The 12,979-nt window shown below is 44.8% G+C and carries 12 protein-coding genes and 1 rRNA gene; 3 read left to right on the top strand and 10 right to left on the bottom strand.

Annotation, left to right across the window (positions count from 1 at the left end; genetic code table 11):
* The 6 genes from BUB19_RS16410 to rpmH all read right to left on the bottom strand — a co-directional run.
* Positions 1–264, bottom strand: a 16S ribosomal RNA gene (locus tag BUB19_RS16410); the annotation flags it as partial.
* 420 nt (positions 265–684) lie between these two features.
* Positions 685–1,206 (bottom strand): DUF2480 family protein, encoded by a 522-nt coding sequence (locus BUB19_RS16405; RefSeq protein WP_073095727.1) that lies wholly within the window; start codon positions 1,204–1,206, stop codon positions 685–687.
* Positions 1,203–1,892, bottom strand: a complete 690-nt coding sequence (gene tsaB / locus BUB19_RS16400) for a tRNA (adenosine(37)-N6)-threonylcarbamoyltransferase complex dimerization subunit type 1 TsaB (RefSeq protein WP_073095724.1) — start codon at positions 1,890–1,892, stop codon at positions 1,203–1,205. The genes BUB19_RS16405 and tsaB overlap by 4 nt, the downstream gene beginning before the upstream one ends.
* A 246-nt stretch (positions 1,893–2,138) precedes the next feature.
* Positions 2,139–3,803, bottom strand: a complete 1,665-nt coding sequence (locus BUB19_RS16395; RefSeq protein WP_073095722.1) for a S41 family peptidase — start codon at positions 3,801–3,803, stop codon at positions 2,139–2,141.
* A gap of 12 nt (positions 3,804–3,815) precedes the next feature.
* Entirely contained in the window at positions 3,816–4,175 is a 360-nt protein-coding gene (gene rnpA, locus BUB19_RS16390; RefSeq protein WP_317041596.1) for a ribonuclease P protein component, read from the bottom strand.
* A 43-nt stretch (positions 4,176–4,218) separates the two neighbouring features.
* Positions 4,219–4,377 (bottom strand): 50S ribosomal protein L34, encoded by a 159-nt coding sequence (gene rpmH, locus BUB19_RS16385; RefSeq protein WP_073095720.1) that lies wholly within the window; start codon positions 4,375–4,377, stop codon positions 4,219–4,221.
* A gap of 215 nt (positions 4,378–4,592) precedes the next feature.
* Between rpmH and BUB19_RS16380 the strand changes: the two genes are divergently transcribed.
* Both BUB19_RS16380 and BUB19_RS16375 read left to right on the top strand, forming a co-directional pair.
* Positions 4,593–6,236 (top strand): M61 family metallopeptidase, encoded by a 1,644-nt coding sequence (locus BUB19_RS16380; RefSeq protein ID WP_073095717.1) that lies wholly within the window; start codon positions 4,593–4,595, stop codon positions 6,234–6,236.
* 80 nt (positions 6,237–6,316) lie between these two features.
* Positions 6,317–6,760, top strand: a complete 444-nt coding sequence (locus BUB19_RS16375) for a DoxX family protein (RefSeq protein WP_073095775.1) — start codon at positions 6,317–6,319, stop codon at positions 6,758–6,760.
* Between the two features lie 33 nt (positions 6,761–6,793).
* Here the strand turns inward: BUB19_RS16375 and BUB19_RS16370 are convergent, their stop codons facing one another.
* From BUB19_RS16370 to BUB19_RS16355, 4 genes are all read right to left on the bottom strand, one after another.
* Positions 6,794–7,525: an outer membrane lipoprotein-sorting protein gene (locus BUB19_RS16370; RefSeq protein WP_143156068.1), complete on the bottom strand. Its 732-nt coding sequence runs from the start codon at positions 7,523–7,525 to the stop codon at positions 6,794–6,796.
* A 23-nt stretch (positions 7,526–7,548) separates the two neighbouring features.
* Positions 7,549–9,597, bottom strand: coding sequence for a M16 family metallopeptidase (locus BUB19_RS16365; RefSeq protein WP_073095711.1), 2,049 nt, complete (start codon positions 9,595–9,597; stop codon positions 7,549–7,551).
* 18 nt (positions 9,598–9,615) lie between these two features.
* A complete protein-coding gene (locus BUB19_RS16360) occupies positions 9,616–10,953 on the bottom strand; it encodes a M16 family metallopeptidase (protein WP_073095708.1) in 1,338 nt (445 codons plus the stop codon).
* Positions 10,954–11,066: 113 nt separating this feature from the next.
* The gene (locus tag BUB19_RS16355; RefSeq protein ID WP_073095706.1) at positions 11,067–11,513 is read right to left on the bottom strand and encodes a PA2169 family four-helix-bundle protein; all 447 of its coding nucleotides are present in this window, start codon (positions 11,511–11,513) and stop codon (positions 11,067–11,069) included.
* 141 nt (positions 11,514–11,654) lie between these two features.
* Between BUB19_RS16355 and BUB19_RS16350 the strand changes: the two genes are divergently transcribed.
* Complete coding sequence (locus tag BUB19_RS16350; RefSeq protein WP_073095704.1) at positions 11,655–12,884, top strand: CehA/McbA family metallohydrolase domain-containing protein; 1,230 nt, start codon at positions 11,655–11,657, stop codon at positions 12,882–12,884.
* The last annotated feature ends 95 nt before the right edge of the window (positions 12,885–12,979 follow it).

Below are 12,979 nucleotides of genomic sequence, written 5' to 3'. Positions count from 1 at the left end.
GCCGTTACCCCACCAACTAGCTAATCCTACGCATGCCCGTCTTTCACCGACGAATCTTTAATATATCCACCATGCAGTGAATATATACCATGGGGTATTAATTCCCGTTTCCGGGAGCTATCCCCCTGTGAAAGGTAGGTTGCATACGCGTTACGCACCCGTGCGCCACTCTCATCAATCCCGAAAGATTGAATCCCGTACGACTTGCATGTATTAGGCCTGCCGCTAGCGTTCATCCTGAGCCAGGATCAAACTCTCCATTGTAAAGTTTGTGTGTGAACTACCAATCACCCTAAAGTAACTGATAGCCACTGTATTTTCCAGATCGAATTGAATCGATTTCCCAGAATTTTTTTATGCTATCTTACACTACTTCAAAGAACTTTCCGGATAACTTTATTACCCGACTGCTGAATTTCTTCAGTCTTTTGATCAACTTTCCCCAAACAGGAATGCAAAGGTCGCCTTAAAATTTTGAATTTTCAAATTAAATTAAGAAAAGTTTTGATCTAATCTGTCCTGACTTTCCTTCAAATTAAACCGGAAAAACCAGCTTTTTTTGCACTGCCATTCGTGCTTTTCTCAAATGGGAATGCAAACATAGAGCCCTTTTGGGAATTCCCCAAATATGTTTGTGTATTTATTTTTCCAAAAGGTCTAAATTACTCAAAAACAGTTGGTTTTTTACCGGCTTGCCTTTTCCCTGGGCCGCTTGTAAACAGGTACCGTGCTGCAGGGCTCCCCAAACATAATGCTTTTGGCAACCGGCAAAATCATACGGATCACTTCTCCATAGGCGTAATCCACTACAGGCAACTTGCTGCAGCCTTTTATCACAATAGGTTTGTCCCGCATTGCTTCCAAATCCAGTTTCCTCAGGGAACTACCCATTAAGTGAATTTCCAGTGCATTCAAATCACCGATTACCACGTCCCTGGCAACTTTTTGCAGATTAACTACCGCCAGCATGAATGCCCAGGTCGGAACAATTGCATCTGCGGAGCAATGAACAGCCACGTACTTGTCTTTGTATACACACCAATCCAGTTCCTTCATGCTTTGCCTGAAATCCATCTCCCTGATGACCAACCCCTGGTAAAGAAATGGAGCCAGATCAAACTCCTCACGCTCACCTGGCAGATAAAATTTCTCCAAATCAACGGTGACTATAGGACTGTTGGCTACCCTGTTTACTATCTCACTCATGACAATAACGGATTTTTCTTTGACTTAAGAACCATAAATTCCTTCAAGTAGTTCGGTTCAAAATAGGCGATATCTTCCGTCTGGCCAGATTGGTATTTATGAAACGCTATCGCCCCAACTGTAGCAGCTGAATTTACCTTGTCGACAAAAACGGCATTGGCAGCGCTCAGCAATCCCCGGGTCTTCTCATTCGCATTGCCCAGAAAGTAAACCCTTCCGGAGCTTACAAATTTTTCAAAAGAATTTGGCCCCAAAACCTCTGGTTTCACACCAATTAAGGTATTGCCCTCGTGATCCAATACTTTCATATAAACTTCCATTCTTCTTGCATCAATCATCGGAACGATAAACGATCCCGGCTGCACTTGTCCTACCAGCGAATGGCCCAGTGCATCCAGACTATCTACCCCTATAAGTGGCAAATCAAGAGCAAATGCCATTCCTTTCGCAGCAGCTACGCCAATCCTCAGGCCGGTATATGAGCCTGGACCCTGGGAAACCGCTATCGCAGCCAACTCCCGCATACTCATGCCGCACTGCGTCAAAAGTGAGTGGATGCAGGGTGCCAGTTTGCTTCCATGAACGTTGTCCTGATACAGTTCCAATAAACCCACAAGTTCGCCCCGATCATGGATCGCAACCGAACATACCGATATAGAGGTCTCTATAGAAAGGATTTTACACATATCAAAATACCTGTTCCCACTGATTTGCGTTTACATAAGAATTTACAAAAAAATAAATTCTCCCCTGGTGAATCTTTTGATCCGACAGCAACTGTGCCTTTCAATTCCCGCAGATCAATTGGCGTCCGCTTTCAATACGCCCCTTTAACAATTATTTTACCTAAATTCATTGACATTTCCTCATGGATATAGCCATTGCGCACGATGGATCTGCAAGAATGACCAAAAAAGCCACAAAAAGAACTTTTAGTCTCGGGCCGGAGATAAGATCTGTTCGTATCTATCCATGTCTCCCAATACCTCTACCGCCCTCAATAGTTCGGGATCATGTTCCAGGGAGGCTGCTATGAGGCCTTCCTGGTAATAGTACCGGGAAACAATCTCATCCTTGAGTGCATTTTTGATTTCATCTTTGAAGGAGATCAGGTCCTGCTCTTTACTGTGGCTGACACTTTTTTTCAACGAGGCCAAATCGCCCTTGATATCTTCAAAGTACTTTTCCTTTTCAGCGTACTTTTCTAAGTCCTCAATGGTTTTCTCTACCCGAGTGGTATAATCGTACTCTTTATCCTGGAGCCAGGCGACAAATTCACCGTATAGTTCATCGCTCACTTCAAATTGCCTGGCTGCGGGTATGTTTTCGTATTTCATAGCATACTCGCTGGCAAAATCAAAAATCAGACTTCGGGTTACCAGACTATAAGTAATCGGTGCAAAAGAGCGGGGTTCTAAATCTATGTCCGGTTCGATACCGGCACCATCATAAACTGTTCGTCCATTTCTGGTTTTAAATTCCTTTCTGAGGGAGTCCGCGACGTAGCTCCCGTTGCCATTTTCGTCCTTTTCACTATAATCAATTTCCTGAATGCAGCGACCACTGGGAATATAATACTTGGCCGTGGTCAGCTTGACCTGAGAATTGTAGGAAAGCGGTACCGTGCTCTGAACCAATCCTTTTCCAAACGACTTCCTTCCTACCAATACTGCCCGGTCGTAATCCTGCAATGCTCCGGCTACAATTTCAGAGGCAGAAGCACTTCTTTCATTGATCATGACTACCAGCGGAATATTCTTGTTCTTCGGAGAATTCCGGGTTTTATATTCCGCATTAACATTTTCCAGCTTTCCTACGGTCCGTACCACTTCCCTGCCTTTTGGAATGAAAAGATTGACAATTCCTACCGCTTCGGTGAGAATACCGCCAGGATTGTCCCTTACGTCCAAAATGATCTTCTTTGCGCCCATCATTTCCAGATGCTCCAGAGAGCGGGCCACTTCATTTGCCGCATTGGTCGTAAAATCGGTTAATTTAATGTAACCGGTCTCTTCATCCACCATCCCCTCATAGGGTACGTTACTGATGACAATTTTCTTTCTGGTAAGATCAAAGGAAAGTGTCTGCTCACCGCGTTTTACCACTACTTCTACCTCGGTATTTGCCGGCCCCTTCAATAAGCTGGAGATTTCTGCGGTGTTTTTGTCCACTACATCGACGCCATCGACTTTCAGCAACTCATCGGCGACCTTCAGACCGGATTCCTGTGCAGGAAATCCCGTGTAAGGCATCAGGATCATGTTCTTGCCAGTTCTGTTTCCGATCAAAGCTCCTACCCCACCATACTCCCCGGTGGTCATCATTCTGAATTCATCAGAATCTTCCTCGGGGATGTATTCTGTGTAGGGGTCCAGCTCTGCCAACATGGCGTTGATCCCTACAGTGACCAGCTCGTCGGGGTTAATTTCATCCACATAGTATGAGTCCAATTCCCTGACCAGGGAAGCAAAAATATCGAGATTCTTGGCGATATTAAAAAGCTTGTCATTCCTCGGCTGAAAGGACAGCAAGGTTATCGCCATTGCCAACAGCAACAGCAGGCTTAGGGCAATCTTTTTCGGGATAAATTTTTTCATCGTTACTAGATTTCACTGAGGTATTTTTTTCAGAATCCTTTTGATCTTTGGTTCAATATCATGGAATCCCATCAAATCCTGAGAAACGTAAATTAGCGCTATAAGTTTACCAGAAGCGACTGGTCCACAAGGCACTTTTTTGTTTAACCGGTAGGCCTCTCTTACCCTTCTTTTGATATAATTTCTATCTACCGCTTTCTTGAATTTCTTCTTAGAAACAGAAATCAACAGTTGATTGTGGGGCAAATGCTCTTTTTCCAGATAATATACCTTAAAGGGATATAAAAAAAAAGAGGAACCTTTGTCAAAAAGTTCCTTAATTAACTTTTTGGAATGTAATCTTTCTTCTTTTGAAAACTTACAATCCATCATATAAATTTAAAATAACTACCTCATAAGGGGAGCGGAATTGGCTTTACTTCTTAAGGGTCTTCTCAGATGAAACCGATAATTTGTGCCTGCCTTTAGCTCTTCTGGCTTTAAGTACTCTTCTGCCATTGGCAGTGGACATTCTCTCTCTGAAACCGTGCTTGTTTCGTCTTTTCCTTTTGGAAGGCTGAAATGTTCTTTTCATTATCGCTATATTTTAATGATTTGACTCTTGTTTTAAAAGGAGTGCAAAGATAGATAGGATTTTTTTATTTACAAATCAGTGGCTTACTTTTGTTTAAGTCCGCTGGCATGCTTCCCAAAAATCCGGCTTGATACGGACATAATAACGCCGGTCAGAATGCAAGCTTCGGTCTGGCGAAGACCAACTATCAACTTATAACTTCAAAATTTCAGCCTATGAAATATACCTTTTCCCTACCCAACCCAGTCTCTCAGTTATTATACATTCAGCTAAAGCTGGAGTGTAAAAAGGGAGAAACCATGCAGCTTCAACTGCCCTCCTGGCGCCCAGGGAGGTATGAAAAAGCCAATTATGCCCAATTTATCAAATCATTGTCGGTCGCCGGACCGAATGCGCCTGTCCGCTGCGAGAAAAAAACAGGGGATCTGTGGGAATTTCTGGCGGAAGAGAACGGACCGCACAGCATTAACTATTTTTACCACGCTGCGCAGATGGATGCCGGAGGAAGTTGGGTAGATGCCGAACAGGTTTATATCAATTTTATCAACCTTGCTTTCAGCATCAGGGGCAGGGAAGAAGAAACCATTGAGGTCAGCTTGGACCTCCCTGACAACTACCGGTTGGCCTGCGCACTGCCACAACTGGCAAAAAACCTTTTACAGGCTAAAAATTTCCAGGTGCTGGTAGACAGCCCGCTTATTGCTTCCCCGAAATTGCAGCACAGGATGTATGCGGTAAATGACTCTTCTTTTCACATTTGGGTATCTGGAAAGGTTTTTTTCGACTGGGAGAACACCTTATCCGTATTCAGCAATTTTACTAAAGCGCAGATAGCTGATTTTGGTGAATTCCCGGCAGGGGACTATCATTTTTTAATACATCTGCTACCTTTTTCCCATTACCATGGGGTGGAGCACAAATACTCGACCGTCATTACCATCGGGACGGATGAGTCCCTGGGCCGGAAGGAAGGCTGGAACCGACTCATTGGCGTATGCAGCCATGAATTGTACCACTTCTGGAATGTATGCAGGATCAGACCAAAGGCCTTACTCCCCTATGACTTTTCTGTTGAGGGCTTTTTTTCAGAGGGGCTGCTTGCAGAAGGAGTGACCAGCTTTATGGGCGACTTCTATTTGCTGAAATCGGGACACCTTTCCGTAGCAGAATACTTGCTCTTGTTGGAAAAACTCTTCGAAAGGGCCTTTGAAAACCTGGGATGGGAAAATCAATCTATAGCCGCATCGAGCTGGGACCTCTGGCTGGATGGTTACAAAGCCGGCGTACCGGACAAAAAGGTAAGCATATATACCCATGGTGCCCTGATCACCCTTGCCCTGGACCTTTTGCTGATACAAAACGGACACCGTATGCATGAAGCCATGCGGCAAATGTGGGAAAAATATGGGCGAACGCAGAAAGGATATAATATTGAGGACTTTAAATCCATTGTCACCTCTCTTGCAAACAACCGGGCTGACATATCTTCGTTTTTTGCCAGGTTTGTATACGGTACAGCCGACCTGTATCCCTTACTCGAAAAGCTTCTCCCTACCATAGGGCTGCAGGTAAGGAAAATAGCAAAAAAGGACAGATGGGAAACTGCATATGGGATAAAGGTCAACAGTAAGGGTGAGGTCCTGAAAATTCATCCCAGATCGATGGCATATGAACAAATGATGATTGGCGACAGAATTTTCTCCTACCAGTTGTCAGGAGAAGGTCTGCATTTGAAGTTTGATCGGAGGAAATCTGAAATGGAAGTATTCCTTTCGTCTTCAGACAAGATGTACTACGCAGACTACAAAATCACACTTGCCGGGTCCGAAGCTGCATTCTCAGAGTTTATAAATAGTTAGCGCATGTACAAATAGTGTCCATAGATAAACCAAATAGCAAAAAATGCGTACAAATCACTGTAAACCAAACAGATCAGAAGATGGACACCTTACACCAAATCGAACTTTGGGCCGACAGGCATCATCCCAGGTGGATTGATTTCATTCGGATAGCACTTGGTTTATTCATCCTTTACAAAGGGGTTACTTTCATATCCAATACAGATGAACTGATGAATCTGATCCGGGAAATGGATATTGGTTTCTTTCACATGGCCCTGGCACATTATGTAGCCTTTGCGCACCTGGTAGGAGGAATTCTGATAGCATTAGGCCTGCTGACCCGCTGGGCGGTGGTGGTTCAGGTCCCGATCCTGATAGGCGCGGTATTTTTTGCCAATATGGACTCCAGGTTTCTTTCTGTGACCAACAGCGGAGAATTTGGTATTTCCCTGGCGGTACTGATACTACTGTTGGTTTTTCTGATCTACGGATCCGGAAAGTTTTCTCTCGATGAATACATGAAAAACCATCCTAACGCCTGATCAGGTGCACCATTACGCAGATGCAAGTGCGATTTACTGAAACAAGGAATCGTCCAGGGGCTGATTTATCTGAATGTCAACTAAGCGCGTTTCCAGAGGCACCGGGATCATGGGATTGGAAATATTTATTCTGGTCGGGAAAAGAATGCCTTCGATTTCTTTATAGTCCGTAAACTCCACGTCGCCTGCAATATCAGTCTCCATCTTCAATTTGAGCCCAGTGGAAACACTGAAATATTCCCTGCTACTCATACCTTCCTCATTTGAGAGTAAGAGTGTATAGGCCTCTTCTCCGTTGATTTCCCTATTGTCTCCCATAGCCATGCTAAACCCCATCCTTTCGTAGTGTAATTCCGGGAAAGCAAAAATATTGGTCTTCAGTGTTTCCAATTGGTCAACTGTCAGGTTTTGCACCTGACCCATAGCACTCATATAACCCTCATTATCCTTTACTACGGTCTTTTGAACGACGTTTCCCTCCATCACAATTTGCTGCATCATGCGCATGCCGTCCACATCGCGAATGGTGCTCATCTCCACATCCATGCCCTGTACTGTAGCTTCCATCACCAGTACAAGGGTTTTGACCTGCTCTATTTTTTCTGCACCACCTATCGCTTCGACATAATCACTGAGAACCTTGCCTGGCGTTACGTCAATGGGCCGATTCTCCAACACAGGCATGTCGGTACTTTCCCTGATAGCCTGGTTACTAACGGAGATAAACAGTGCACCTGTTAGGAGCAGAAAAATAAAGTGATTCACAAGCAAACTTTTTAAAGGTGAAATTATTCAAAATCCTGATCTGACAAAGTTACATTTAATTCCAGATTATTCACTTTGGAATTTAACGGTACAGGAATCATAGGGCTTTTAAGGGACATTTCGACGGGAATTTTTACCCCTTCGAATTCCTGGTAATCCAGATAGAACGTCTCGCCGGAAATTTGATTTTCACTTTTCAACTTGAGCCCGCTATCGATGCTGTAGTAATTGACCACTTTTCCTCCGGTAGGATTTGTAATGACTACCTTGTAAGCCGACTCCCCTTCAATATCAGAAGCTCCGTCCAGCTCAATCGTGTAGCCCATATTTTCATAATGCAGCTCAGGTATCAGCCACAATGAAGACATTTTTAAATCTTCGTATTGTTCATCAGAAAGTGTCTGTGACTGTCCCATTCCACTGACGGTGGCTTCTCCGTTTTTAAGGATGGTCTTTGAGGCCTCATTGCCCATCATCAGTACTTTCTGTATCATTCGCTGTCCCTCCATGTCGTGTAGCGCCACCATGTCTAATTTGGTACCCTGCACTTCAGCAGACATTTCCAGTTTAGCAGATTTGATGCTTTCGGCAGCATCGCGGCCGCCTATGGCTACCAGGTAGTCGGCGATGATCTCCGGCGCAGTTTTGCTATCATCAGACAACTGGATTTCCTGCACTTCCTTCCCACTCTCATTGTACAAGCTGACCTCTCCAAACCGGGCCAACCCATCCTTTATCTCCGAGCCATTGCCAACAACAGTGATGTAAAGGTTTTCCGGCATCATGTATTTTCTGGCAGCTTCATTGATGTCCTCAACCGTGAGTGCATCCAGGCGCTGCAGATAATTGCTATAAAAATCAGCAGGAAGACCATATCTGGAAATATTTATCGCAAAAGAAGCTATATTATTGGGGTTTTCAAGCGACCTTCCAAACCGTCCACTCAGGTTTGCCTTAGCCATCTCCAGCTCATCCTCAGTGATCCCACTCTCCGCCATGTTTCGGATTTCATAGATCATTTCATGTATGGAAGAATCAGTAACGGCATTCCTGACGGAAGTATTGGCGGAAAATCTGGCGATGAGCTGGTCTGATCCAAAACTGGATCTGGCCCCATAGGTGTATCCCTTGGATTCCCTCAGATTGCCATTCAACCTGGAATTAAATCCTTCTCCTAAAATAAAATTGAGCACCCGTGTTGCCATGTAATCCTCATTCGGAAGATGCATCTCTACCGGATAGGAAAGGTTAATTACAGACTGGACGGCAGACGATCTGTCCAGCAAGGCCACCTGGTTTTCGGCAGGAGGGGTAGGCCTGGGGTATTCAAATTCGGGCACCTCTCCCTTTTTCCAGGACGAAAAATACCTGTCTGCCAATTGTCGCGCTTCTTCCTCATCTATATCCCCAACAATGGCCAGATAGGCAATGTTGGGTTTAAAATAGGTAGTATAATAGTCCCTGACATCTTCTACCGTCACGTTCTCTATGGTTTTCTCGGTGAGTGGTTCTCCATACGGGTGATCCAAACCGTACACGAGCGCAGAAGAAACTACACCCGCAAGGTAATCGGGGTCATCTTTGCTCGCGGCCAGATTTGTCAACGACTGCTTTTTAAGTTTATCCAATTCTTCTTCGGGAAAAACGGGGTGATACAAAACGTCGGTCATCAAATCCAATACCTGCCCCTGATGTTTTTTCAGAGAAGAGGCGGAGAGTGCAGTAGAACTGGCACTCAGAGAAGCGCCGATGAAATCTACGGCTTCATCCAGTTCATCCTTGGATCTGGACTCAGTTCCTGCCATCATCATATCTCCGACAAAACTGGTAAGGCCTGCCTTGTCTCCTTCAAAAAGAGGATCCCGGTCCAATATCATGAAAAAAGACACCCTGGGAAGTTTATCGTTTGGTACTACAAAAACATTCAGTCCATTTTCCAGGGTAAAGGTGGCCGGATCTGCAAATTCGATACTTGGCGCAGGACCCGGTTCGGGCAACTTGGTACGGTCTACCTGTGCATGCAGGGTAAAAGCAAATAAGAAGGCGAATAAGGAAATATATATATTTTTCATTGTCTCAGCGTTGTTGAATTATTCCTGACTTGCAGCGGTCTGTTGGGATTTTGGCAAATAATACAATACAACCCTTCCGTCTAAGGTAAGGTACTCTCTGGCGACCCGTTGGATGTCGGCTTTCGTGACTTCTCCATATTTTTCCATTTCCCTGTTGATATAGCCGGTATCCCCGTAAAACAACCTGGACTCGGCGAGGTTCTGGGCAATACCCTCGATGGACGAATTCTTACTTACCAGGTCATTCTCAATAATATTCTGGAGTTTCTGAAAATCCTGATCTGAAATGCCCTCCTCCTGTACTTTCCTTATGAGCAGATCAACTTCATTCTCGAGATCCTCAGGCTCCACTCCCATATTGGCTATTCCATACATGATAAAAATTCCTCCATCTTCCAGGTCCAGGGGAATGGCGGCAATGACAAGGGCCTTTTGTTGCTTGTCGACAAGTTCCTTTGTCATCAATGAAGACTTGCCACCGGTAAGATAGGTGGACAGCATTTCCATCGCATATGCATCCGGATGGTTTTTTGGAGGCAGATTGTAAGCCTGAATGATGGCTGGTATCTGGATATTGTCATAAATTACATCTCTGATTTCCGTTTCCTTCCGGGGCTCTTCGACCTCCGGACGGTAAATTTCATGCTCACCTTCAGGGATTTCTGAAAAGTACTTTTTTACCCAGGCAGCTGTCTGCTCATAGTCAATGTCACCTGCTATGGTTAGGATCGCATTGTTTGGTACGTAGAAGTCCTTGTAAAACTGCATGAACTCGTCAAGACTCGCTGCATTCAGGTGGTCCAAAGAACCTATTGGTGCCCATTGATAAGGGTGTCTGGTATAGGCCCTGGCCAATGTTTCCGGAAGAATTGTACCGTAGGGCTGGTTGTCATAGCGTTGTCTCTTTTCCTCTTTTACCACCTCTCTCTGGGTTTCCAGACCCACTTCATCGATTTTTGCGTGAAGCATGCGTTCACTCTCCAGATACAAGGCCAGTTCCAGGTAGTTGGAAGGCATCAATTCATAGTAGTAGGTAACATCATTGCTGGTAAAGGCGTTGAGGGCACCGCCATTGCCTTCTACAAGATTCGTATATTCTCCCCTATCGATATTTTCAGAACCCTCAAAAAGCAGGTGCTCAAAGAAATGTGCGAAGCCTGTCCTGTCAGGGTCTTCATTTTTAGACCCTACATGATACATTACTGAGGTCACAACAATTGGTGTCCTATTGTCTTTGTGCATGATTACGTGCAGGCCATTGTCCAGGGTAAACTCCCTGAAATCGATGTTGGTCTGGCCATTGGCTTGGATCTGGCAAAAAAACACAGCAATAAGCCAAATAATATGCTTTTTCATAGGCAAGTGAATTAATAAGGTTGTCGTAGTATTATTTTCGTTTTGACTGTTCTAAAAGTAAAATTCAATATATTTTTTTCAGGGTTAAAACCAGGATAGCTGGAGATAAGCTTTCAGGCCTTAATTTTTTCTAATAACGCTTTTATGGCAGTAAGGTTTTTTTGGTTTTGTGCTTCCAGCAAGTTGTAAAAATTCTCTGAAACCAGTTCGGGGTTTCGGAGCAATACCTCAAATTCCTTGGTGGCCTTTTTCTCTGCATCCAGACAGTATTTGGCGATTTCCTTTTCATTGTCATGATCAAGAGAGGTTTTAAAATTCTTCCATGACCGCTGAAACAAATCCAGGAAGCTGCCTTCCTCCAACGGCTTGCCTTCCAATCGGTAGATCTCTTCGTTAAGTCCATCTCTCAACACTATTTTTTCTTTTGCCCTTTCAATAAAGAAGTCCTTCAGTGGCCCTTCTCCAACATTTCTCGCGGCATCTTTATACCCTTTGACGCCATCATGGGTATGCTTGAGTATTTGGTTGAGGTATTTGATGAGTTTTTGTTGGATCGACATATTACAGGTTCGCTATTCTTGAAAGGCTAAATATACCAAAATGCGGGCAACCTACCTACAAGTGGACCCATTAGCTGGAGCCGGAGATTTGAATTTCCACCGGGTTTCGATATATTCACCCTCCAATCAACCGGAATTCTTATGCTTCAGCAATTCAAAACAAAAATTGGCGCGAAGGCAAAAGCTATTGCTGCCGCACTGGTTGTCCTGATTATTATTAGCTGCTCTCCAAACGATCCGCAGGGAGAAGCCGTACAAAATTGGTATAAGGGCAACTTGCACACGCATTCCTACTGGAGTGATGGAGATGAATTTCCGGAAATAATCATGCAATGGTATAAAGAAAATGGCTACCATTTTGTGGCCCTGTCCGACCACAACATCTTTCAAGAGGGGGAAAAATGGGTCAACATCCGCAAAGACAGCCTTTACCGAAATGCATTTCAGGAGTATCTGGACGCCTATGGCGATGACTGGGTAATGCACGAGAAAGAGGGCGAAGAGCTGAAGGTAAGACTAAAAACCTTTGATGAATATGCTCCCCTTTTTCATGAAGCCGGGCGATTCATCATGTTGCCTGCTGAAGAGATATCAGCCGGCTACGATGGCAAACCCCTGCACCTAAATGCCACCAACCTGGACCGATTGATTCAACCCAGGGAGGGAGGAAGCGTGGTGGAGGTTTTACAAAACAATATCAACGCTGTGCTGGAACAAAGGCGAGCCTCAGGAAAGCCGATGATGGTCCATATCAATCACCCCAACTTCCGGTGGGCCATCACTCTGGAAGATATGGTCAGGTTAAAAGGTGAACGGTTTTTCGAAGTCTACAACGGACATCCCTCGGTCAATAACCTTGGAGACTCCACCCGGTTGGGTTATGAGGAAATGTGGGATTTTATCAACATCGCCTACCTGGAAAAAGACCAACCTTTACTTTTTGGTTTGGCTACTGACGATAGCCACAGCTATCACGAACAATCAAAAAATCTCGCCAATGCCGGCAGGGGCTGGGTCATGGTCCGCGCGGATACCCTTTCCCCTGCTTCGCTGATTGAGGCGATGGAAGCGGGTAATTTCTACGCCTCTACAGGTGTAACCTTGGAAAAACTCAGCTACACGGCCAATACCTTGCAGGTGGTCGCACAAGCCCGGGAAGGGGTAGACTATACCCTTGAATTTATCGGATGTAGGAAGGGAGAAAAGGAAACCAGGGTATTGGAAACGGTTCAGGGCCGTTCGGGAGAGTATGAGGTAGATGATGACATGCTGTTTGTGCGCTGTAAAATCACTTCCTCCGAACCACAACCCAATCCGGTAGAAAATATGACCAATCAACTTGCCTGGACCCAACCCGTACAGCCTGGATAAGTACCTTTAGGATATCCACGCCATCAAATACCCTGTACGCAACTTTTGCGATTGGTCTAGGCACAGGCTGGCAGGAACTACCTATTCTCCATGAT

The sequence above is a fragment of the Cyclobacterium lianum genome (assembly GCF_900143075.1).
GTDB lineage: Bacteria > Bacteroidota > Bacteroidia > Cytophagales > Cyclobacteriaceae > Cyclobacterium > Cyclobacterium lianum.
The sequence above is the reverse complement of the archived record's forward strand: the minus strand, read 5'-3'. Positions and strand labels throughout refer to the sequence as shown.

Coding starts and splice junctions, on each gene's coding strand:
- BUB19_RS16360 (WP_073095708.1), bottom strand. CDS start 10,953: ATGAAAAAGCATATTATTTGGCTTATTGCTGTGTTTTTTTGCCAGATC.
- BUB19_RS16405 (WP_073095727.1), bottom strand. CDS start 1,206: ATGAGTGAGATAGTAAACAGGGTAGCCAACAGTCCTATAGTCACCGTT.
- tsaB (WP_073095724.1), bottom strand. CDS start 1,892: ATGTGTAAAATCCTTTCTATAGAGACCTCTATATCGGTATGTTCGGTT.
- BUB19_RS16375 (WP_073095775.1), top strand. CDS start 6,317: ATGGACACCTTACACCAAATCGAACTTTGGGCCGACAGGCATCATCCC.
- BUB19_RS16365 (WP_073095711.1), bottom strand. CDS start 9,597: ATGAAAAATATATATATTTCCTTATTCGCCTTCTTATTTGCTTTTACC.
- BUB19_RS16395 (WP_073095722.1), bottom strand. CDS start 3,803: ATGAAAAAATTTATCCCGAAAAAGATTGCCCTAAGCCTGCTGTTGCTG.
- BUB19_RS16380 (WP_073095717.1), top strand. CDS start 4,593: ATGAAATATACCTTTTCCCTACCCAACCCAGTCTCTCAGTTATTATAC.
- rnpA (WP_317041596.1), bottom strand. CDS start 4,175: ATGATGGATTGTAAGTTTTCAAAAGAAGAAAGATTACATTCCAAAAAG.
- BUB19_RS16355 (WP_073095706.1), bottom strand. CDS start 11,513: ATGTCGATCCAACAAAAACTCATCAAATACCTCAACCAAATACTCAAG.
- rpmH (WP_073095720.1), bottom strand. CDS start 4,377: ATGAAAAGAACATTTCAGCCTTCCAAAAGGAAAAGACGAAACAAGCAC.
- BUB19_RS16350 (WP_073095704.1), top strand. CDS start 11,655: ATGCTTCAGCAATTCAAAACAAAAATTGGCGCGAAGGCAAAAGCTATT.